The following is a 20,797-nucleotide window of genomic DNA, read 5'->3' as shown; positions in this document are numbered from 1 at the left end:
TAGCAAATAAATATAGCAACCTGTTTTGATAAAAAACTATAATGTTAGGAGTTTGTCTAATCACAAATGATTACGCTGCAGCATTATTTCAGCTTTCTTCTGACACTGGCTGCCACAGCTTTGGTAGGCATATATTCTTTTCGTTTAATTAAAAGCCCGTCAGACTTTAATGTGGGGGGAAGGAAACTAACTACCCGGTTGGTTAGCGGCTCGTTAATTGGCGCCTTTGTGGGAGGAACATCCACTGTAGGAACAGCCCAGGTCGCTTTCCAATGCGGCCTTAGCGGTATTTGGTTTACTCTGGGGGCGGGAATAGGCTGTTTGCTGATGGGATTGTTTTTGGTAAAACCGCTGCGGCAGGCGGAGGTGGACACAATTCCGCAATACTTAGGAAAATATTACGGTACCCGGGTGGTTACCTGGGCCAGTGTCTATACCACGCTTGGCATGTTTATTCAAATCATTGCCCAAATTTTAGCAGCCATTCCGCTGCTGATGGTCATTTTACCGGTAACCTCAGGGGAAGCGGCTCTGCTGGCCACTGCCCTGATGGTACTGTACATATTTTTTGGCGGTTTTTGGGGTACCAGCCTGGTGGGTTTGTTTAAGACAGTCCTGATTTACGCTTCCCTGGGTGTTGCCGGTATTTTCAGCCTAAAAATGGCCGGCGGAATTACCGGTTTGCAGAACCATTTGAGTGATTTTCCTTATTTTACTTTTTTTCCAGGTGGCTTAAGCAAGGAATTGGCGGCAGTTTTTTCTGTCGTGGTCGGCTTTATTTCAACCCAAACTTATATGCAAGTGGTTTTTGCGGCGAAAGACGTGCGTTCTGCCAGAAACGGTGTACTTCTGAGCGGTCTGCTAATCCCCCTGATTGGTGCGGCCAGTGTGTTCATTGGCATGTATATGCGGGCGTACTACCCTGAAATTAACGCTGCCATGGCCTTACCAATGTTTATCATCAATCACCTGCCTCCTTTGTTTGGCGGCGTTGTCCTGGCTGCCTTGCTGATTTCCCTGGTGATGACAGGAGCTTCTTTAACACTGGGGGTTTGCACGACTTTATGTCAGGATATCTATCAAAAACTGTTCCGGCAACAGGCCGGTGACAGCGAATTATTAAAGGTTGCCCGCCTGCTGGTCCTGCTGGTGGGGAGCAGTGCTTTGACAGTAGTATTAAGCCATTATAACTCCCTGATTTTGCAATGGGCATTTTTATCTATGGCTTTGCGGGGTGTCACGGTATTTTTTCCTTTAATGGCAGCTGTATTTTACCAGGGCAAGGTACCGCCCAGAGCAGCCTTGGTGGCTATAACCATATCACCGGCGGTAGCGGCTATCTGGCCCTTCTGGCAGCCGGTTCGGATAGAACCGCTTTATTTAGGCCTGGCAATTAGTTTAATAAGTCTTTACCTTGGCAGTCTTGGCAACTCAAAGGAACTGATAAATAAAAAAATGTAAGGACAATATGTTTCCTTACTTATTAAACGCAGTTGCCGGCGGAACCATAAAACGTCCTGACAGACCTTAAAACTTTGTTTGCACTTGAATTAGATTTTTGTTTTTCTACGGGCTTTAAGTATATAATTGTTACCGTTGTGGCTGCCCACCGGCTGAAAGTCAAAGTGATGTTTGGCCAGCAAATTTGATATTTCCTCAGATTGGTGGGCATCTGCGGCTTCCATGACAATGGTTAACTCATCGTCAGAGCCTAGCCGGTTTAAAGCACGATCCACCTGTTGTAATGCCGCTTGGCTGTCCACCCGGCTAAGTCTAATACTGATATCGGTCAACTGGGACACCTCCTACAATTTTCTTTAATGTGCCCCCTTAAAAAGGTAACTATACCAGAGCATCCACCGCAAGTGGCTATGTATTTTAGCAAAATAATAAAAGAATCTTTTTCGGTGTTTAACGAAAAAGATTCCTGACCTAATTAAAAAGCTGCTTCCAAATGACCGATCTCGTTACCGCGGTGATTTTTTAATACGGGACGCCACAAGTGACGTAAGGCGGTAAACTCAGCCTCAGTAATGTAATTAAACTGTTTCAGCAATTGAATGACCACCGGGTCAATGGCCCGATAATTACCATCCTCAATTTTAAGGGCAATGCCGATTCCGCGCTCAACCAACCCAATGCAGTAAACCCCTTCAGAACCCAGCTTGGCTACCACTTTACCTTTAGTTGCTTCCATCAAAATGGTATCCAACCGGCCGGTGCCGGCTACATAATAGGGGTAGGAAGTCATAGCGGTGCGAATGGTGTTGAGGGCCTTTGTCCTGGCGGGGCTAAAAAAGCTGTCGGGCAAAGCTAAACGGGCATATGCCAAGGCCATATTGCGCAGGGGTAAGCCAAAAACCGGTACTCCGCAGCCGTCAATACCCAGTTTTATCTGATCAGGTGTAAGCTCTGAGCACTGGCAAACGGTTTGTAACATTTCCTGCTGTACCGGGTGGTCCGGGTGCAGGTAACCTGTCAAAGGAGCATCCAGCAGTAAGGCCAGTGCCAGCATACCGCTGTGCTTGCCTGAACAGGCATTATGCACGGCGGTGAATTCTTTGCCTGATGCGGTCAGTTTTTTTGCGCTGGGAGCATGCATGGGGGCGGCAGCGCCGCAATCCAGAAAAGATTCTGTCAGGCCCAGCTTTTGCAGCAGGTGATAAATTGCTTGGATATGCTGCTCTTCGCCGCCATGAGAAGATGTAAAAAGAGCAATTTCCGGTCCCGTTAAGCCAAATCTTTCCACCGCATGCCGTTCAAGCACCGGCACCGCCTGAAAAGGCTTGGCAGCAGAACGCCAGTAGGTGACATGCCCCGGGTTGCCAAGACTGAAAAGAACCTTACCGTTCCTGTCTACCATCACCAGATGACCGCGGTGCTGAGATTCCACCAGGTCACCCCGGATAACCTTTACCAGAATTTCTGCCAACTTAATTCCTCCTAAGCAATATGCTGCAGTTATAAAATATGTTTCCAAGCTCTCATTATATCATAACTCAGTCATATGTTTTCAATCAGTAGCCAACATGAAAAGCAAAAAACCCACTGTTCTTGACAGTGGGTAGGAAAAAACTTCTTAAAGTATCCAGATAAGGAAAACCAGCTGGGCAATGCCCAAAGCAGGCAGGCCAAAGGAAAACAGGGCTTTTTTGGTTTTGTGATGGGCGTATTTCATTCCCAGGTAGCCGCCTAAGGCTCCGCCCGCTAAACAGGCAATTAAGAGACTTCTTTCGGAAATACGCCATCCCCCGGTGGAAGCATACCACTTATCCAAATTAAACATGATAAACGTTAAGATGTTAATGCCAATTAAATACGTTGCCAATACTCCCATCCGTATCCCCCCTTGCCGCTCAACAACTTGTTCTTACTTAATAGTATAAGGGAATAAGATTTATTTTGTCTAATAATTTTTTATATGGTCGCTTTTTGTGAGAAAACTTACATCAGGCACCCGTCCGTTATAAAAGTTCGGACGGGTGCCTGATGTGTTAGACAAACAGCAAGCTTCATATAGCCTACTTAAATTTATTTCTTAGAAAAATATAGTTGCAATACAAAAAACAATTGTGTTGTCAACTAAAAAATACTATAGATTTACCTCAAAAATATTTAATATAAAACATTGGTGTTTTATTGACATATGTTCAAATTGGTTATATTATGGTTATGAACAATCGTCAATAATGAGGTGGGAAAATGGCCAGACCTCCCAAGTGCCGCCTGGTGGAAAGATTGCCGGCAATTACATATTTTAAGCCTCAGGGTATTCCCATGAGCCAACTGTCTGAGGTTATTCTTTCGGTAGAGGAATTGGAAGCTGTGCGCCTGCGGGATTTGGAGGGCCTGGAGCATGAAGAATGTGCCGAAAAAATGGCAGTCTCAAGACCGACCTTTCACCGCATTGTTGCCGGAGCGCGCAGAAAAATTGCTGAGGCACTGATAAACGGACTGGCTATTCGGGTAGAGGGGGGTAATTTTCGGGTTACCCTGATTAAACTAAGGTGCAATCAATGCGGCCATGCCTGGGAAGGTACATTTTGCCGGCGCCATACCAAATGCCCCTGTTGCAAGTCCAGTGACTGGTCAAAGGTAGAGTAACCGGCAAAAATGTTAATAGTAAGGAGGAAGTTAGGCGTGAGTAAAGACAACGGACAATGTGCAAGTTGTGAAGAAATGAAAGAAGGTACCTGCGGCGGCGAAAAGTGCAGTCCCCCGCCCAAACTTTACCCCGGCGGGCAGAGTAAAATTGGACGGGTAATTGCCGTTATGAGCGGCAAAGGTGGTGTGGGCAAGTCTTCCGTAACTTCACTTATGGCAGTCAATCTGCAAAGAATGGGATATAAGGTAGGAATTTTAGATGCTGATATTACCGGTCCCAGTATTCCCAAGATGTTTGGTGTTAAAAGAGTTCCTGCCAGCAGAGGCTTGCTGCTGCCTGCGCAAAGCCGCACAGGCATATCCATTATGTCTCTTAACTTACTGCTGGAGAAAGAAGATGAGCCGGTAATCTGGCGCGGCCCCATTTTGGCCGGTGCCGTCAAACAGTTCTGGACCGATGTAAACTGGGGCGAGCTGGACTACCTGCTGCTGGATATGCCGCCCGGCACCGGCGATATCCCGTTAACTGTACTGCAGCAAATCCCGGTGGACGGCATTGTGGTGGTAACATCACCCCAGGACTTAGCGGTTATGGTGGTGAAGAAAGCCGTCAAAATGGCCGGCATTATGGAAGCGCCCATTTTGGGCTTTGTCCAAAACATGGCTTATGCGACTTGCCCCAAGTGCGGTGAGAAGTTTGAAATTTATGGCAAACCGTTGCAAAAGGGAGATAGCCTTGAAGGGTTGCCGGTGCTTGAAGTATTGCCTATTGACCCGGCTTTCACCAGACTGTGTGATAACGGCCTAATTGAAGATACAGATACCGCAGCCTTTAAGGATATTCCTGAGTTGCTGAAAAACCAAAACCAGGTCAGGGCCAATTAAGATTTAAATAATTAACCCGGTACAAGTTGTTGGAAAGGCAGGAAATTCTTATGAAAATTGCCGTATCTTCCTCCGGCATGAACCTGGAGGATGCCCTTAACCCTCGATTGGGCAGATGTGAGTATTTTATTATTCATCAAGAAGAAACCGGCCATTATACAGCCATAGAAAACACCGGGCGCTTTGCGGTGGGAGCAGCAGGCATTGCTACAGCCGGCTTGCTTAATGAACAGGGGGTAGACGTCTTAATTACCGGCTTAGTTGGCCCCAACGCTTTTACTGCACTCCAAGCAGCGGGTATAAGAGTTTTCATCGGTGCCACCGGCAGCGTGCAACAGGCGTTACAAGATTACCGGGCCGGCAAGTTAAGCGAAGCTGCCGGACCAAATGTCGGGCCCCATGGGCGTTAGGCGGTGTTGCCAATGATTATATCCGTTGCCAGCGGCAAAGGGGGTACCGGCAAAACGCTGGTGGCCACCAGCCTGGCATTATCATTACTGGATGAACAAAAGCCGGTGCAATTACTGGATTGTGACGTGGAAGAACCCAATGCACACATATTTTTTAAATTAAAACCCGTAAGCAAAGAAAAAGTAACACTTCCCGTCCCAAGAGTTGATTATTCTAAATGCCGGTATTGCGGTAAATGCTCGGAAGTTTGCCAGTTTAAAGCCATTGCCCTGCTCAAAAGAACCCTGGTTATTTTCCCGGATGTTTGTCATAGCTGCGGTGGCTGTTGGCACCTTTGCCCCACCGGTGCTTTGGCTCCGGTGGACAGGGAGGTAGGCAGTGTCAGCATCAGTGAAGCAGGTTGTTTGGAAATTGTCAGCGGCATGTTAAAACTGGGAACCCACATTAGTCCGCCGGTGGTAAAGGCTGTTCGGCAAAAAGAGAAAAAGGATAACGTTGTGATCATAGACGGGCCGCCAGGCAGTTCATGCCCGGTAATGGCAGCGGTATCGGATACGGATTTTTGCATCCTGGTTACAGAGCCGACTCCCTTTGGTTTAAATGATTTGTCATTGGCGGCGGAAATGCTCCGGGTATTAAAAGTACCCTGTGGGGTGGTAATCAACCGAGATGTGCCGGGCAACCGGATAATTGATCGGTTTTGCCAGGAAAAGGGTTTACCCATATTGCTGCGAATCCCCTTTCAAACAGAAATTGCCAGGGCCTATGCCAAAGGAATTCCCCTGGTGGAAAGTGATCCTGCTTGGCGTGAAAAATTTAAGGGGCTCTATTACCGGGTGGCCAGGGAGGTGCAGCAGTGAAAGAATTGACCATCATCAGTGGCAAAGGAGGTACCGGCAAGACCAGTATTTTAGGGGCTTTTGCCACACTGGCAGGTAATTCTGTGATTTGTGACTGTGATGTTGATGCTGCCAACCTGCATATTCTTCTAAGGCCGGAGATTAAAGAAACACATCCGTTTTACGGCGAAAAGAAAGCAGACATATTACCCCTGCTTTGCACACAGTGCGGGTTATGTCAAGACCTCTGTCGCTTTCAGGCCATTAAAGAATTTCAGGTTAACCTTTATGCCTGTGAGGGGTGTGCCCTTTGTCAGCATGTATGCCCGGTAGGAGCAGTTGTTTTACACGACCATTTATCCGGACACTGGTATGTGTCGGAAACCCAATGGGGGCCGATGGTGCATGCCAAACTGGGTATTGCCCAGGGAAATTCCGGGTTGCTGGTTAATGTGGTAAGGAAAAAAGCCCGGGAGTTAGCCAAGGAAAAAAAGCTTTCCTTGTTGCTCAGTGACGGTCCGCCCGGCATCGGCTGTCCGGTAATCTCATCACTGGCAGGTACAGATATGGCTTTAATTGTCACAGAACCTACCGCATCAGGGATTCATGATTTGGCAAGAATAGCTAAAGTGGCAGGCACCTTTGGCTGTCAAAGGGCTGTTTGCATAAATAAATATAACCTGGATGAAACCAACTGCCAACGCATTGAAGATTTGGCCGGACAGATGGGCATACCTGTGCTGGGGAAAATACCCTTTGATCCAAATGTGACTGAAGCGGTTTTAAAAGGCATCCCGGTAACGCTCTTGGAGAGTAGTGAGGCGGTATCCTCAATACGGAATTTGTGGGAGCAAGTGGTCAATATGCTGGGAGTATGATTTAAATGGAAAGATATCAATGCGAACAGTGTGGCAAAACTGTTGAGTATTTAAAATCCTTTGGCAAAGGAATAAGAACCTATGTATGCAGTTGTGGCGGCAAATTAAAACCTATTAATAATTTTACGGAAACCAATAAAGGAGGAAAACCTTATGAAAATAGCTATCCCCGCCAGGAACGGACAAGTGAATGAGCATTTTGGCACAACCCAGGAATTTGCTGTTATTGAACTGGAAAACGGTAAAGTTAAACACACCAAATTGATCTCTAACGAAGGTCTGCAGCACAATCATGGCGGTATTGCCAACATGCTTAAAAATGAGAAAATAGATGCAATTATTTGTGGCGGAATCGGCGGCCATATGATACAGGCTTTACAGCAACTGGGTCTGAAGGTTGTCACCGGAGCTGCCGGCCCGCTGGAAAAGGTGGCTGAAGCATACGCAGCCGGTACGCTGGTAACCCGTCCGGTTCAGTGCGGCTGCGGCGGCGGGCACCATCACCATCATCATGGCGGCGGCTGCCATCATTAAAAGGGTATGTCATAATCCGGTCCTGCGCTTGGCGCAGGACCTCAGACTGTAGACAAAGGCTGCCAAACAATGTCAAGGTGGTTTTATGATCCCCTGCCGGCGACTAGACCGGAGCCAAAGGGGATCATAAACCACCGATAACTGCGCCAGGCGCAGGACCTTTCTTACAAGAGCCCCATTTTTTTGGCAGCTTCCCGCAGCTCCGCACGGTGATCCGGATGGGCTATGTTGATAAGGGCTTCCGCCCGTTGTTTAAAAGTTCGGCCGGAAAGTTTGGCTACACCGTATTCGGTTACCACATAATCCACGTCGTTTTTACTGGTAGTGATTACCGTCCCCTCCCTGAACATAGGGACAATTTTAGACTTACCCTTGACGGTGGAGTGCAGTACAATAAAGGCTTTGCCACCCGGAGCCTGGACAGCGCCCCGGATAAAGTCCACCTGACCGCCGGTACCGCTGTATTGTACGGGCCCGATGGTTTCGGAAGCGCATTGCCCCAGCAGATCAACCTCAACCGTGGCGTTAATCGAAACCATTTTAATGTTTTTGCCAATTATGTTGGGGTTGTTGGTATAAGAAACCGGGTGTAATTCAAACATGGGATTATCGTTAATAAAGTTATATAGTTTTTTAGTGCCCAGGGCAGCGCAGGCAACTGCTTTGCCATGATGAATGGTCTTGGCGTTGTTGGTAACAGCACCCGCTTCAATTAAATCCACCATGCCGTCGGTCAGAATTTCGGAATGAATACCGAGATTTTTTTTATTTATAAGGGCTCGGGCCACCGCATTAGGAATTTTGCCAATACCCAGTTGCAATGTTGATCCGTCTTCTATCAGCTCGGCCACATATTGGCCAATAGCTATATCCTCAGGCCCTGGTTCTTTGGCCGGCAGTTCGGGCAGGGGTGAATTATCCTCTACGATGTAATCTGCCTGGGTAACATGAATAAAGGTATTGCCGTGCGTGCGCGGCATATGAGGGTTTACCGCCAGAATAATCTTCTTAGCCTTTTGAGCCACGGTAGTTGTGTAGTCGATAGAAGTGCCAAAACTAAAAAAGCCGTATTTATCCATAGGGGAAACAGTAGCCATTAAAACGTCTACCTCAATATACTCTGCAAACAGGCGGGGTGAGAGATAAAAGTAGTTTGGCATTATATCAAAACGCCCGGATTGCACGCCGTTACGGCTGGCGCCGCTGGTAAACCAGGATACATGGGTAAAATGTTCTTCCATACCGGGTTCTAAGTATTTAACCGCCCGCATGGGAATCATCTGGTGAATGCGGACATCCCGTAATTCATCTTTACGGTTCACCATGGCATCTAACAGGATGGGTGTTTCTGCAACACCAAAGGCTACCACCACGTCGTTGCCCGATTGTATGCAGGTTACCGCTTCATCTGCGGTTACCAGTTTAGCATTATACTGATCTCTTAATAAAGCAGGATTGCCGGTTACTTGTCCACGGTTTTGCCAGGCCATATTTGAGACCTCCTCGTGTTTTAACAAAGTATGTAAGGAGCACATTAGACAAGCCAACTTTAAAACTTCTACATCATGCCATGCAAATCCTTTTTTGAATTGTACGACTGCATAGGTTGCCATGTTAACAGCAACAATAAAACCATACAGAAGTGAGGTGAAAACAGCATGCCCTGGGTTATCACAGCCGTTGTGTCATGGATTATATTCTATTTCCTGGTTGACGTAAATTTGTTAAGAAGGACTGTTTGGGGGGGATTTTTTACCCTTGCCCTTGGCTCCCTGGTGGATTGGGGAGGCCAGTATTTAAATTTGTATAAATTTCACGATGTAATTATTTCCTGGGCCGGATGTTCTGTTTTTTATAAGTTTGGCCCCGTTTTTGTCATAGGCATACTGTTTACCCAATACTTGCCGAAGAAAAAATATCTTCAGGTTATTAATATTGTTGTAATTTCACTGTTATATTTAACTCTGGAACTATTAATTTTACAAACAACGGCCGCCGAATACATTAACTGGCATTACTTAGCCAGTTTTACGGTAGATATCGGTGCCTTTATTGCTTTAACCTGGTTTGCGGAAACCTTTTGCCTGCTGCCGTATAATAAGGGACATTTATTTTAAGCAAAAGTAATTAATGTTCGAAAACAGGGTAATTTTTGAAACATAAAATTACTGAACAAGCCCGGTAAAGGGTAAAAATTGACACGGAAACTGCCGGATTGGTAGAATAACTCTGTAGCCATAACATGGGAGGTAAAAATTGCCATGCATGATTATTTAGTCAGGGGTGTTGCTGCCGACGGCAGCTTTCGCATTTTTGCAGCCAGGACCACCCAAACAGTGGAAGAAGCCAGGCGCAGGCACGGTTGTTGGCCGGTGGCGACGGCAGCCCTGGGGCGCACTTTAACAGCCGGCTTATTGCTGGGGGCCAATTTAAAAGGAGATGACATACTTACCATAAGAGTACTTGGCGATGGCCCTCTGGGTGCTGTTATCGTAACGGCCAATGCCAAGGGAGAAGTAAGAGGTTATGTCCAGGAACCCCAGGTGCATTTGCCCGCTACAGCCGACGGCAAGTTAGCTGTGGGAGCAGCGGTGGGGCATGGTTACCTGCATATCACCAGGGATTTGGGGCTCCGGGAACCTTTTACCGGCAGTGTTGAACTGGTAGCCGGAGAGATTGCGGAGGATATTGCTCATTATTTAACTGTCTCTGAGCAAACACCTTCGGCTGTTTCGCTTGGTGTTTTGGTGGAAACCGATAATTCAGTGGCTGCTGCCGGCGGCTTGTTGTTGCAGTTGTTGCCCCATGCCGGCGAAGAAGTTTTGGAACAATTGGAGCATAATTTAGCCGGTTTGCCCCGTTTAAGTTCTCTGATAAAAGAAGGAGAAACCCCTGAAGATATTATAAAACGGGTTACTGAGGGCTTGGCGGTAAAGTTGTTGGAAGCCAGGCCGGTTAGCTTTGCTTGCACCTGCTCACGGGAAAAATTAGAAAATTTGTTGGTGGGAATTGGCAAACAGGAAGTGTCTGCTATGCTGGCCGAGCAGGGGGAGGCTGAAATCAGCTGTCATTTTTGTGCCAGACAGTACCGTTTTCAACGTGAAGATTTACAGAAAATCTTAGAAAGAATTGAAAAAGAAAATAAAGGGGGAAGCAACGCATGATCACACATATTGTATTTTTTAAATTTAAAGATGCAGCTCATATTGACAGGGCCAAACATGATTTGTTGGCTTTAAAAGAAAAAATACCTCAAATACGTCACTTGGAAGTGGGGGTAGATATCCTGCGTACCGAACGCTCTTATGACCTGGCCTTGATAGCCAAATTTGATTCTTTGGCAGATTTGCAAAGCTATCAGATTCACCCGGCCCACCAGGAGGTTGTTAAATTCATCGCCGAAGTCAGGGAATCAGTAGTGGCTGTGGATTATCAATCTGAGTAAAATCGGATAAACAAAAGGGCAGTAACCGTTTACAGCAGCGTTACTGCCCTTTGTTTATCAAACAAGTTTTTTGTACAAAAAATAAGAATAAATAATTGTCAGGACAAGAGGGAGCAACAGGCCGGCCATGGTAATGATAAAGCCGCTGGTCGGCGGTGCCAACAGAGATAACAGGGCAATCAGTCCGCCGGCCACCATTAGTTTGCCTCCCAACCGGTGCGTCTTATGCCAAACCTCCTCACTGGCCAAGGTCCAGGGAACCCTGATGCCTGTAAAATAGTTATGACGGATTTTTCCCATGTAGTTGCCAATAAAGATAAACAGCAGGCAAATTATCAACCTTACTGACAAACTGATGTCAAGGTTGTAACCAAGGGCACTAAGCAGGGGAAGCAAGGTAATAAGCATCATGACCAATACAATGGCAGCTCTGATTTTGTTGTATGTTGGGGCGAACTTTTGATAGTTTTTTCTTTGGGGATCCAGTATTGGCAAGACAGTCAGCAAGATATAGATAAATAAAGGTAATCCAGGCATAATCAAAGTTGCCACCGCTTTATGCGAATAGTTGTCCACCTGCCCTTGTATATTCCAATGGGTGGGCACCAGGTCAGGCAAGGCCGGGTAAAAAGAAGCGCTAATCAGCCAGTAAATAATTAATAATGCTACAGTTAACTTATTAAGTTTAATTTCATTGTCAAATCTCATGTATCTTGCCCCCTTTTTGCAGCAGATCTGCAAACCAGCTCATTACTTCATCCAGTACCGAGGTATTGAGGGAGTAATAGATATACTGCCCCTTTCGTTCATCAAGGACCAGCTGAGCATTTTTCAGGACATTTAGATGATGTGAAATACTGGGCTTGGTTATACGAAAGTGTTCGGCAATCTCCCCGGCTGTAAGATCCTTCTGCCGCAGTAATTTTAATATTTCACGCCGGGTGGGATCAGAAAGGGCTTGAAAAGTGCTGTTAATGCCGGACATAAACACCACCTTTTGATGTTTAGAAAATTATCTAATTATTTACAATATATTATAAGACAAAACCTTTGTCAATTCCGTTTTGTCAGTAATTCTGTACAGAGAATAATCCCAATCATGATTCCGTTAACCAGAAAAACCGCTTTTTTAATCCTGGCCCAAGAAACATTACCATCAAAGCAAAGGCTGGGGATAACGATAAAAGAGTTGACAACAAAAAGCAAAAACCCGTAAAAAGCTATTTTTATCATTTTCACCACTCCGTAATACAAGAGGGTACGGCAGGTCATCTATAGACATTGCATACCCTCTTGCTAAATGCCTGGCAGCGGCTGATAAAACTGCCGGCTTATTTATTTGGCGGTGATCCGGCAAAGACAATCATAGTAGGGAGTGCCAAGTCCCATGTCCGGGATATATTGGGCAGTCAGGTGGTTCACCCCGTTGCCGTGAGCTGCCCAGTGTCCCTGATAAATTAATGCCGTATCCGGACGTATTTTTTCACTAAGGAAGGCTGAAAATAATGCTTTGCCGCGCCTGGTAGCCACTTCTACGGTTTGTCCCGGCTGAATCTGCAAGGAAGCTGCGGTGTCCGGATGCAGGTAGACGGGCTGCCGCTGCCGACCCTTTTCGGACAGGTTCCAGAATTGGGAATGCAGGTAATCCGGGTGATGAGCTGTAATTAAATGGAGCGGGTATTCCTTGGCCAGTTCGGTATCCCGTAACGGGCTTTCCACCGGTTCTTGATAGATGGGCAACGGGTTTACGCCGTCGCTTGCGGCCAGTTGGGAATACAACTCAAATTTGCCGCTGGGAGTGGCAAAGCCACCGCCCTGCCAGGGCACATCCGGGGCCAGGGGGTGCCGGACCGGTCCGTTTTTTAACTGTTCCAGAGTAATGCCGTAAGGAGCTAACGGGGCCAGAGCTTCTGTCAGCCATGCCTCAGGACTGCGCCGGGGGAAGTCAGGCAAGCCCATAACCTGTGCCAGGTCGCTAAAAATATGGTGATCCGAACGACACTCTCCTACCGGAGGCACCACTTGGGGAGAATAGGCCAAATAATGGTTCCAGGAGGAATATACCACGTCTGTTTCCTCCAAAAAGGTGGTACAGGGCAATACCAGGTGTGCCAGCAAAGCGGTGTCGGTCAGAAACATATCCACCACCACCGTAAACTCTGACTGCCCGAAGGCCTGTCTCACCCGGCCGGTATGCGGCAATTGGGTAACCGGGTTGGAACGGGTTACAAAAATGCTTTTTACAGGCGGGTCCTTGGCTTCTAAAATTGCGTCTGCCAATACCGGCCAGGGCAGTTTACGGCCGGTAAATGCCAGTTCGCGTCCGTCGATAGGAGAAAATAAGCCTTTCCAGTGTCCCCCGGCGTAATTGACGCCACCTCCCGCCCGGCCGATATTACCGGTAATAGCGGCTAAGGCGTCAATGGCCCGCACTGTTTGTCCGCCGTTGCTGTAGCGCTGCAGACCGTAGCCCAGCAATATACAGGCCGGAGAGAGAGAGCCGTACATTTCAGCCAGTCGGCAAATCTGTTCGGCAGGCACTCCTGTGGCGGTGGCTGCCTTTTCCGGCGGGAAGTTCCGGACCAGCTCACGGAAACGGTCAAAACCGTAAACATACTGTTCAATATAGTCACGGTTAACCATATTATTTTTGATTATTTGATGGGCCACGGCCAGGGCCAGAGCGCCGTCCGAGCCGGGCCGGGGCGCGATGTGCCAGTCTGCCAGAGAACAGCTGGCTACTTGCAGCGGGTTAATGACAATAATGCGGACCCCTTGTTTTTTGGCTTGCTGCAATAAAGGCAGCATCTGAATATTGGTACTGGCCGGGTCCCGGCCCCAGAGCAAGATTAACCGGGCGTTCAGAATATCCTCCCAGCTGTGCAACTGCAATTTACCAAAATCGTAAAGCTGGGCCTGGTAACCGCTGCCCCAACAAATGCTGCCAACCGGACGGCTGCAGCCCCCCAAAGCATTAAAAAAGCGGTGCGACAGGCTTTTTAAGATGCCTTCGGAACCGCCGTTATCATGGTGTAAAACAGAGAGGGGCCCGTAGGTATCCAGGATTTTAGTTAATTTTTCAGCTATCAGCAGGTATGCGTCTTGCCAGGATAGAGGTTGCCAGCCGCGACTTGTCTTATACAATGGAGTGGTAATACGTTCTTTGCTGTACAGCCGCTGCAGGTGCTTAAATCTGCCTTTAGAGCAAATTAAACCTTTATTAACCGGATGCTTTTCATCGCCGGTAATTTTTATAACTTTACCCTCTTGTATATGGGCTACCAGACCGCAGTGGGCATAACAATCCAGCGGGCAGTTGGTTCTGATTTGCTGCATACTAACCTCCTTAATGTGTGATATTGATACCTGTGTCCCCTGCCAGCAGCCTGGCCAGCTCATCAGGCGGCAGCGGCCCGCTGAACAAATAGCCTTGCAGGCCGTCACAATGTTGCTGCCGCAAAATGTTTAGTTGCTCCTGGGTTTCCACTCCTTCTGCCACAACCTTCATTTTAAGGTTATGAGCCAGGATAATAATGGTACTGACAATGGAGGTGTCGTCCGGGTCAGTGCTAAGATCCCAGACAAAAGAACGGTCGATTTTGATGGTATCAATGGGCAGCCGCTTAAGGTAACTCAGTGAGGAATAACCGGTACCAAAGTCGTCAATGGCGATGGTAATACCCATGCGGCGCAGTTCCAGCAAAGTTTTTTCCGTGAGTTCTACATCTTTCATGGCCAGGCTTTCAGTAATTTCTAATTCCAACCAGCGGGGAGACATTCCTGTATCCTTAAGTATCTGAGCAACCTTGTCAACGAAATTCTGCTGCAGGAACTGGCGGGGCGACAAGTTAACCGCTACCCGTATGGGCGGCAGACCGCCGTCCTGCCAGGCCTTATTTTGGGTGCAGGCCATACGCAGCACCTTTTCACCAATGGCAATGATTAACCCGGTATCTTCCGCCACCGGGATAAATTGGCCGGGCGGGATCATGCCCAGATGGGGGTGTTGCCAGCGCACCAAGGCTTCTGCGCCAATAATTTTTCCTGTAGCAATTTCCACCTGGGGTTGGTAGTAAACAACGAATTCGTCCCTTTCCAAAGCCCGGCGGAGGTTATTTTCCAGTTCCAGCCGTTGCAAGGACTTGTCATTCATGGCCGGTGTATAAAATTGAAAATTGTTGCGGCCCGCTTCTTTAGCATGATACATGGCAGCATCAGCATTTTTAACTAAAGTTTCTACATCCCTGCCATCGGTCGGGTAAATGGCAATGCCGATGCTGGTGGTGATATGAAATTCATGGTTGCCGATTACCCAAGGTTCTTGCAGGTTATCAATAATTTTCTGGGCTACCCTGGAGGCATCCGCAGGGCGGTTAATATCATTTAAGAGAATAGTAAATTCGTCCCCGCCAATGCGGGCAATGGTATCCCCCTGGCGCAGCAGGGAAGTTAACCGGTGGGCAATCCCTTTGAGCAAAAGATCACCCATATCATGGCCCAGTGTATCATTCACCACTTTAAAATAATCCAGATCTAAAAAAATCACGGCCAACATCTTCTTATGACGGGCGGCTTGGGCAATGGCCACGGCCAGACGGTCATTGAACAGTGAACGGTTGGGCAAATCGGTTAAAGCGTCATGGTAAGCCATATGCAGCAATATTTCTTCCATCCGCCGTCGTTCAGCCAGTTCCTGTTGGGCAGCGTTATATAATCTTGCATTATCCAGGGCAATGGATGCTAACTGAGCAAACCCGGTTAACAGGTTTAAATGTTCGGTACGCATTTTTTTTGTTTTTTCCACAAACCCAATACCAATTACCCCGATTACTTCCTGCCCTGTTTTCAGCGGCACTGCCACCGCCCCGCGGACATCCGGGCAGTCAAATTTGAGTGAACGGCCCGGCCAGGTGGAATAGTCATCAACGATAAGGGGTTTGCCGGTTTGCCAGACTTTGCCGGATAAACCCTCACCGGTTTGCAAGCGGAAACCGGTGTATTTTTTATATATGCCAATGCCCAGCCGCAGCACGATGGCCGACCGATCCGTGTTAGCCAGGTAAATCCAGCCGTGTTCCGTACCCAGCAGAGAGGCGGCCCGGGCAGCGATGGCGGCTAACAGTTCATCCGGATCCAGGCGGTTCATTAAAGCCAGGGCTGTTTCGTGCAGGGAGGTGAGATATTGGTTTTGCTGGTATAACTTTTCCTGGGCCTGTTTGTACGGGGTAACATCGTGGAAATAAATAAATATTCCGTCCGGGGAAGGGTAGGCGTGAATGTTAAACCATTTTGCGCCGGGCAGGTAATAAAAATCAAAATGAGCATTAACTTGCTCCGCCTGTACCCGATGGAGCCGTTTGTAAAAAAACGTATCTACAAGTTGGGGGAAAAGCTGCCACAGGTTACTACCGATGACCTCAGCTTTTTTTATGGAAAGTAACTTTTCTGCTTCGCTGTTAACATAGTTAATTTCCCAGTTGTGGTTCAGTGCAATAAAAGCATCGGTAATGGTTTCTAATATATGGTATAGTTTTTGGTGAGCCCGGTATATTTCTTCGTTGGAATTTCTTAACTCCTCCTCGATGGCTACCAGTTCCTCGTTAATGGCCACCAGCTCTTGGTTAGCAGACATTAAGTCTTGTTCCATTAATTTTCGTTCGGTAATGTCCCGTCCCTCTGCCACCAGATAAAGTATTTCGTTATTTTCATTTAAAACCGGGTTAAGGGTAAAATCGATATAAATGTACTTATCTTGGCCAATAAGATTCTTAGCTTCATAATAAACAGTTTGTCCGGAAGCCGCCCTTTGCACCGCATGCTGGAGCTGACGGATCACCTGCGGGTCATAGTTCCACCAGGGGGTATCCCAGATTTTTTGCCCCACCAGCTCATCGGGGCGTTTATGAAGGTAACTGGCAGCTGTTTCGTTAACCAGCAGTAAAGTGCCGTCGGGAGCCACTTTGGCATTAAGGGTAATCAGGTTGTCAATATAATCCTTCAGCTCGTTTTTACCATATTTGGGCTTGACCGGTTGGGCAAACTTCTTGAAACGGTTAACCAATGCCCTAAGAAAACAAGGTAATTTCATGAACAAACCTCTCACTTAATTAATGGAACATTTAATTTAATACTACAAAGAATATCGATTACCTTTTTTTTACAACAAACTTTTTTAACCCCCAAAACGGGCAAAAGTTGTAAAAATGTCAGGATGGCGGGAGCGTCAAGGTTTGTCAACAATCTGAAGCCCCCTGGTTTTGCCAGGGGGCCTGTCAGCGTAATTACTCATTCGAAAGTTTTTGCAATTCCTCGGTTAAGCGCTTAAATTCCTGCAAGTTCTTATCATCCAAAGATTTATCAATGCGGGCCAGCAAAGCCCGGCGGCGGGCTTCCCGGCGGTTTACCGCCTGTACTGCTTCTACCAGCATGCGGCGGGCTGCCGACATTGGATTGGACATAGCTTTAATATTTTTCTTGTTAGAACGGTTACATAACCGGCACATGGGCGGACTAAGGTAAGAAAGCCAGACAAACAACTTTTTGGGCGGGTTATGTTTTAACTGATGAAGAACTTCATCTACTGATCCATAACTGACATTGTTTAGGCGAAAATCAAAGGGGAAGGTATTTGTATACACCGCGGAAACCAGCAGGGCATCCTTTTTATCAGCCAGTTTGTCGGTAAATGCAACCCTGGCTAACAAATTTTTGTTATCCCTGATGTACTCCAATATTCGGGCTGCTTCGGGCTTTTTTAACTTGTTGGTACGCAAAAACCAGACTATCATTTCCCTTTTTTCGGCCAGACTATTGGCTAACATTGGTGGTCCCCCCTTTTGTATATTAGTTAGATTAAAACTTAATAATTAGACCTGGCAAAGGCTAAATCCTGCCGCTACATTAAAGGTAAAATGTTACATTTGTATAAACCAGGGGAAGCGGCCTCTTTCATTTTTATTCGCTATCCGGCAGGTGGTTGCTAAAATAATGAGATTTAGCCGCTGCCAATTTTAACTTGGGGTGCACCGCAGCCTGGCAGCGGCTAGTCAGCACTGACCGACAAGTGTCCGGCTATTGAACTGCCGGCCGGTATTTTTAAGGCCGCCCAAAGGTTTAACAACGCAATGACGGCTGCCCCCAGGAAAACATACTGGTAGCCCAATTTCATCCACACTAACCCGCCGAAGAAAGGGATGGTCATAGAAACAGCGTGGTCAATGGTTAGGCCCATGGATAAAGTAGGGGTTAAGTCATCTGGCGAGTCGGCTATTTTATTTAAATAAGTGGCTCGGGCCATATTGCAGGCAAAAAGCAGCTGGTCTCCCACATAACATAAAAATACCAACCAGATGGCCAGGGAGCCAAGCCCCAGGTTATTTGCAAAACCGTAGCCCAGGCAGATCAGCACCAGCAATAGCGATTCAGTGCAGATAACCGCCCTTTCGCCAAATTTATCAATGGCTTTGCCCAGCAAAGCCCGGAAGGGGATGCCTGTCACAGTGCACACCAGTCCCAGGGCGGCAAAAGTTGTTACGTGCTGGTCAAATATTTTTATTAATACCCAGGGAGCAAAGGTTAGAAAAACTTGTTTGCGGGCGCCAAACAGTACATTCAGCCAGTAAAAAAGCAGGTATTTACGCTTGAAAAGCAGTTTTGGGCGTTTATTTTTGCTGGGTCGGGGTGTCATCAACAGCAGGCAGACAGCAGCGGCCACCGCACACAACCCGGCCAAGCCAAACAGCAAACTGTAATCTATATGAAAATAGTGAAAACCCAGCCATACCAGCAAAAAGCCGACCAGGGAGGCTGCCGTCTTGGCTGAGCCCAGCTGCCCCAGGCGCTTGCCTTCTTCGCCGGGTTTGGCTAGAGATACACCGATGCTTGCTTCCAACGGCATGTAAAGGTGGGCGCCTACGCTCCAGACCATCATCCAGACCACCACCCAGGTGAAACCGGGGGAAAGAAACCCCAACCCCAGCAGTCCCAGAGCCAGAACCAGGTTGGCCACTACGGCAATACGCACATCAGGCAGAAAGAGCAGCAGGCCGGTGGTAAAGACCACTAAAAAGCCGGGCAGCTCCCGGGGAAATTCCAAACCACCTCTGGCCACCTCGCTGATATGAAATACATCATTTAGGTAGTTATTAAAAGACGGTTCATAGAGGCCGGCATACAGCCCTAAAAAAGCCCCGGCCAAAATAAAAAGAAAAAAGTCCCGCTTTTGCCGGGCCTCTGCATAACTTTGCATGTTCTGGTCCCCCATGTAAATAATTTTCAAACCTTATGCAAACCGTTATTTATATTTTAACAGCTAGGTCCAAAAAGGCAATAAAAAAAGGCCCTGTTAAGCCTGTTGCAGGAATTTGACCGCTTTCATTAAGTCACTGTTCAAACGGGTAAACCATTCCTTCAATTCCTGCTGCTGCTCTTGACGGGCTTGGTTTTGCGCAATAATTTGGATAAGCGCTTGAATGGCTTTTTCCTTTTCGGACATAATTGTTACCTCCTTCCGGTATTTTTATATTACCACTCCAAAATAAAGCGGTAATTAATATTGGGTTAAGTTTAGGTAATATGAACTATTGTGTCAAGGAAAAAAATCATTCTATCTCGATTCGGGGGTGCTATAATATTACTAAAAGGCTTTATGGCTTTAAATCAGCAGTGCTTATTTTAAGGAGGTCTTTAATGTGGATAGAGAGCTTGCGCTGGAGCTTGTGAGGGTTACGGAGGTGGCAGCCCTGGCTTCTTCACGCTGGATGGGGAGAGGCAAGAAAAACGAGGCTGACCAGGCGGCCACCAGTGCCATGCGAGCCATGTTTGATTCGGTAAACATAAATGGCACAGTGGTGATTGGGGAAGGTGAACTGGACGAAGCCCCGATGCTTTACATTGGGGAAAAGGTAGGCAGCGGTCACGGGCCGGAAGTTGACGTAGCCGTGGATCCCCTGGAAGGCACTAACATTGTAGCCAAAGGTTTAAACAACGCCCTGGCGGTGGTGGCCATTTCTGACCGGGGCAATTTGCTGCATGCGCCGGATATGTATATGGAGAAAATTGCTGTGGGGCCCCGGGCCGCCGGGTTAATTCATATTGATGACCCCATTCCGAGAACCCTGGAGATTGTTGCCCGGGCCAACCGCAAGAGAATTCAGGACTGCACCGTAATGATTTTGGAGCGGGAAAGGCATGCGCAAATTATTGAAGCGGTTCGCCGTACCGGTGCCCGGGTCAGGTTGTTCAGTGACGGTGATGTGGGTGCTGCCATTGCCACTTGTTTTGAAGAAACCGGTATTGACCTTTATATCGGTATCGGCGGGGCGCCGGAAGGAGTAATTTCCGCCGCCGCCATAAAAGCACTGGGGGGAGAAATGCAGGGACGTTTGGCGCCTGCCAACCAGGAAGAATATGATCGCTGTATTAAAATGGGCCTGAAAGATCCCAAGCAGATTTTAATGATGGATGATATGGTGCGGGGAGAGGATGCTATTTTTGCTGCCACCGGGGTAACGGACGGGGAACTGCTCAGGGGTGTGCGTTTTGTGGGCAACGACCGGGCAGAAACCCACTCCCTTGTGATGCGGGCCCGCACCAAAACGGTTCGCTGGATCAAGGCCTTGCACAGTATTCCCAATAAGCCCCATTTAATCATGGAGTAGTAAAAACCGGAGAAGGTCCGCCGCAAATTGTGGCGGCCTTTT

At 47.6% G+C, this 20,797-nt stretch carries 22 protein-coding genes; 11 read left to right on the top strand and 11 right to left on the bottom strand.

The annotated features are described in order from the left end of the window. Positions 1-66: 66 nt before the first annotated feature. Complete coding sequence (locus DESHY_RS03070; RefSeq protein WP_008410342.1) at positions 67-1,461, top strand: sodium:solute symporter family protein; 1,395 nt, start codon at positions 67-69, stop codon at positions 1,459-1,461. Between the two features lie 89 nt (positions 1,462-1,550). Here the strand turns inward: DESHY_RS03070 and DESHY_RS03065 are convergent, their stop codons facing one another. From DESHY_RS03065 to DESHY_RS03055, 3 genes are all read right to left on the bottom strand, one after another. After that, positions 1,551-1,802, bottom strand: a complete 252-nt coding sequence (locus tag DESHY_RS03065; RefSeq protein ID WP_420795107.1) for a hypothetical protein — start codon at positions 1,800-1,802, stop codon at positions 1,551-1,553. A gap of 134 nt (positions 1,803-1,936) precedes the next feature. Continuing rightward, positions 1,937-2,932: an asparaginase gene (locus DESHY_RS03060; protein WP_008410338.1), complete on the bottom strand. Its 996-nt coding sequence runs from the start codon at positions 2,930-2,932 to the stop codon at positions 1,937-1,939. A 147-nt stretch (positions 2,933-3,079) separates the two neighbouring features. Further along, on the bottom strand, positions 3,080-3,337 hold the full coding sequence (locus DESHY_RS03055; protein ID WP_008410336.1) for a DUF1294 domain-containing protein: 258 nt from the start codon (positions 3,335-3,337) through the stop codon (positions 3,080-3,082). Between the two features lie 365 nt (positions 3,338-3,702). Here DESHY_RS03055 and DESHY_RS03050 point away from each other — a divergent pair, with 365 nt between their 5' ends. The 6 genes from DESHY_RS03050 to DESHY_RS03025 all read left to right on the top strand — a co-directional run bounded on the left by DESHY_RS03050 (position 3,703) and on the right by DESHY_RS03025 (position 7,651). Then, positions 3,703-4,104: a DUF134 domain-containing protein gene (locus tag DESHY_RS03050; protein ID WP_008410334.1), complete on the top strand. Its 402-nt coding sequence runs from the start codon at positions 3,703-3,705 to the stop codon at positions 4,102-4,104. Between the two features lie 36 nt (positions 4,105-4,140). Beyond that, the gene (locus tag DESHY_RS03045; RefSeq protein WP_008410333.1) at positions 4,141-4,989 is read left to right on the top strand and encodes an Mrp/NBP35 family ATP-binding protein; all 849 of its coding nucleotides are present in this window, start codon (positions 4,141-4,143) and stop codon (positions 4,987-4,989) included. 50 nt (positions 4,990-5,039) lie between these two features. Next, positions 5,040-5,399, top strand: coding sequence for a NifB/NifX family molybdenum-iron cluster-binding protein (locus DESHY_RS03040; RefSeq protein WP_008410331.1), 360 nt, complete (start codon positions 5,040-5,042; stop codon positions 5,397-5,399). Positions 5,400-5,411: 12 nt separating this feature from the next. Beyond that, positions 5,412-6,260 carry an ATP-binding protein gene (locus tag DESHY_RS03035; RefSeq protein ID WP_008410329.1) on the top strand — a complete coding sequence of 283 codons (849 nt, stop codon included), beginning with the start codon at positions 5,412-5,414 and terminating at the stop codon, positions 6,258-6,260. Then, positions 6,257-7,117 (top strand): ATP-binding protein, encoded by an 861-nt coding sequence (locus DESHY_RS03030; protein ID WP_008410328.1) that lies wholly within the window; start codon positions 6,257-6,259, stop codon positions 7,115-7,117. Before DESHY_RS03035 ends, DESHY_RS03030 begins: the two co-directional genes overlap by 4 nt. A 153-nt stretch (positions 7,118-7,270) precedes the next feature. Next, complete coding sequence (locus DESHY_RS03025) at positions 7,271-7,651, top strand: NifB/NifX family molybdenum-iron cluster-binding protein (RefSeq protein WP_008410326.1); 381 nt, start codon at positions 7,271-7,273, stop codon at positions 7,649-7,651. Positions 7,652-7,815: 164 nt separating this feature from the next. On the opposite strand, the gene DESHY_RS03020 is transcribed toward DESHY_RS03025, so the two are convergent. Beyond that, complete coding sequence (locus DESHY_RS03020; protein WP_008410325.1) at positions 7,816-9,141, bottom strand: acetyl-CoA hydrolase/transferase family protein; 1,326 nt, start codon at positions 9,139-9,141, stop codon at positions 7,816-7,818. 168 nt (positions 9,142-9,309) lie between these two features. Here DESHY_RS03020 and DESHY_RS03015 point away from each other — a divergent pair, with 168 nt between their 5' ends. From DESHY_RS03015 to DESHY_RS03005, 3 genes are all read left to right on the top strand, one after another. Next, positions 9,310-9,768, top strand: coding sequence for a hypothetical protein (locus DESHY_RS03015; RefSeq protein WP_008410324.1), 459 nt, complete (start codon positions 9,310-9,312; stop codon positions 9,766-9,768). A gap of 144 nt (positions 9,769-9,912) precedes the next feature. Continuing rightward, positions 9,913-10,815, top strand: coding sequence for an Hsp33 family molecular chaperone HslO (hslO, locus tag DESHY_RS03010; RefSeq protein WP_008410323.1), 903 nt, complete (start codon positions 9,913-9,915; stop codon positions 10,813-10,815). Beyond that, positions 10,812-11,096: a Dabb family protein gene (locus tag DESHY_RS03005; protein WP_008410321.1), complete on the top strand. Its 285-nt coding sequence runs from the start codon at positions 10,812-10,814 to the stop codon at positions 11,094-11,096. The genes hslO and DESHY_RS03005 overlap by 4 nt, the downstream gene beginning before the upstream one ends. Positions 11,097-11,153: 57 nt before the next feature. Here the strand turns inward: DESHY_RS03005 and DESHY_RS03000 are convergent, their stop codons facing one another. From DESHY_RS03000 to DESHY_RS02965, 7 genes are all read right to left on the bottom strand, one after another. Further along, positions 11,154-11,804, bottom strand: coding sequence for an SdpI family protein (locus DESHY_RS03000; protein WP_008410319.1), 651 nt, complete (start codon positions 11,802-11,804; stop codon positions 11,154-11,156). Then, positions 11,794-12,081: an autorepressor SdpR family transcription factor gene (locus DESHY_RS02995; RefSeq protein ID WP_008410317.1), complete on the bottom strand. Its 288-nt coding sequence runs from the start codon at positions 12,079-12,081 to the stop codon at positions 11,794-11,796. Before DESHY_RS02995 ends, DESHY_RS03000 begins: the two co-directional genes overlap by 11 nt. Before the next feature lie 350 nt (positions 12,082-12,431). Continuing rightward, positions 12,432-14,432 carry a molybdopterin-containing oxidoreductase family protein gene (locus DESHY_RS02985; protein WP_008410315.1) on the bottom strand — a complete coding sequence of 667 codons (2,001 nt, stop codon included), beginning with the start codon at positions 14,430-14,432 and terminating at the stop codon, positions 12,432-12,434. A 10-nt stretch (positions 14,433-14,442) separates the two neighbouring features. After that, positions 14,443-17,184: an EAL domain-containing protein gene (locus DESHY_RS13310; protein ID WP_008410313.1), complete on the bottom strand. Its 2,742-nt coding sequence runs from the start codon at positions 17,182-17,184 to the stop codon at positions 14,443-14,445. 193 nt (positions 17,185-17,377) lie between these two features. After that, positions 17,378-17,917 (bottom strand): YpiB family protein, encoded by a 540-nt coding sequence (locus DESHY_RS02975; protein WP_008410311.1) that lies wholly within the window; start codon positions 17,915-17,917, stop codon positions 17,378-17,380. A gap of 221 nt (positions 17,918-18,138) precedes the next feature. Next, positions 18,139-19,344, bottom strand: a complete 1,206-nt coding sequence (locus tag DESHY_RS02970; protein ID WP_008410309.1) for an MFS transporter — start codon at positions 19,342-19,344, stop codon at positions 18,139-18,141. A 96-nt stretch (positions 19,345-19,440) separates the two neighbouring features. Beyond that, a complete protein-coding gene (locus tag DESHY_RS02965) occupies positions 19,441-19,590 on the bottom strand; it encodes a hypothetical protein (protein ID WP_008410308.1) in 150 nt (49 codons plus the stop codon). Positions 19,591-19,786: 196 nt separating this feature from the next. On the opposite strand from DESHY_RS02965, the gene glpX reads away from it, so the two are divergent. After that, positions 19,787-20,755 carry a class II fructose-bisphosphatase gene (gene glpX, locus DESHY_RS02960; RefSeq protein WP_008410306.1) on the top strand — a complete coding sequence of 323 codons (969 nt, stop codon included), beginning with the start codon at positions 19,787-19,789 and terminating at the stop codon, positions 20,753-20,755. Positions 20,756-20,797 lie beyond the last annotated feature (42 nt).

The organism is Desulforamulus hydrothermalis Lam5 = DSM 18033, assembly GCF_000315365.1.
Classification (GTDB): domain Bacteria; phylum Bacillota; class Desulfotomaculia; order Desulfotomaculales; family Desulfotomaculaceae; genus Desulfotomaculum; species Desulfotomaculum hydrothermale.
Note: the sequence above shows the minus strand (reverse complement) of the source record. Positions and strands in the feature narration are given on the sequence as shown.

Coding starts and splice junctions, on each gene's coding strand:
- DESHY_RS03070 (WP_008410342.1), top strand. CDS start 67: ATGATTACGCTGCAGCATTATTTCAGCTTTCTTCTGACACTGGCTGCC.
- DESHY_RS03055 (WP_008410336.1), bottom strand. CDS start 3,337: ATGGGAGTATTGGCAACGTATTTAATTGGCATTAACATCTTAACGTTT.
- DESHY_RS03050 (WP_008410334.1), top strand. CDS start 3,703: ATGGCCAGACCTCCCAAGTGCCGCCTGGTGGAAAGATTGCCGGCAATT.
- DESHY_RS03040 (WP_008410331.1), top strand. CDS start 5,040: ATGAAAATTGCCGTATCTTCCTCCGGCATGAACCTGGAGGATGCCCTT.
- DESHY_RS03035 (WP_008410329.1), top strand. CDS start 5,412: ATGATTATATCCGTTGCCAGCGGCAAAGGGGGTACCGGCAAAACGCTG.
- DESHY_RS03025 (WP_008410326.1), top strand. CDS start 7,271: ATGAAAATAGCTATCCCCGCCAGGAACGGACAAGTGAATGAGCATTTT.
- DESHY_RS03020 (WP_008410325.1), bottom strand. CDS start 9,141: ATGGCCTGGCAAAACCGTGGACAAGTAACCGGCAATCCTGCTTTATTA.
- DESHY_RS03015 (WP_008410324.1), top strand. CDS start 9,310: ATGCCCTGGGTTATCACAGCCGTTGTGTCATGGATTATATTCTATTTC.
- hslO (WP_008410323.1), top strand. CDS start 9,913: ATGCATGATTATTTAGTCAGGGGTGTTGCTGCCGACGGCAGCTTTCGC.
- DESHY_RS03005 (WP_008410321.1), top strand. CDS start 10,812: ATGATCACACATATTGTATTTTTTAAATTTAAAGATGCAGCTCATATT.
- DESHY_RS03000 (WP_008410319.1), bottom strand. CDS start 11,804: ATGAGATTTGACAATGAAATTAAACTTAATAAGTTAACTGTAGCATTA.
- DESHY_RS02995 (WP_008410317.1), bottom strand. CDS start 12,081: ATGTCCGGCATTAACAGCACTTTTCAAGCCCTTTCTGATCCCACCCGG.
- DESHY_RS02985 (WP_008410315.1), bottom strand. CDS start 14,432: ATGCAGCAAATCAGAACCAACTGCCCGCTGGATTGTTATGCCCACTGC.
- DESHY_RS13310 (WP_008410313.1), bottom strand. CDS start 17,184: ATGAAATTACCTTGTTTTCTTAGGGCATTGGTTAACCGTTTCAAGAAG.
- DESHY_RS02975 (WP_008410311.1), bottom strand. CDS start 17,917: ATGTTAGCCAATAGTCTGGCCGAAAAAAGGGAAATGATAGTCTGGTTT.
- DESHY_RS02970 (WP_008410309.1), bottom strand. CDS start 19,344: ATGCAAAGTTATGCAGAGGCCCGGCAAAAGCGGGACTTTTTTCTTTTT.
- DESHY_RS02965 (WP_008410308.1), bottom strand. CDS start 19,590: ATGTCCGAAAAGGAAAAAGCCATTCAAGCGCTTATCCAAATTATTGCG.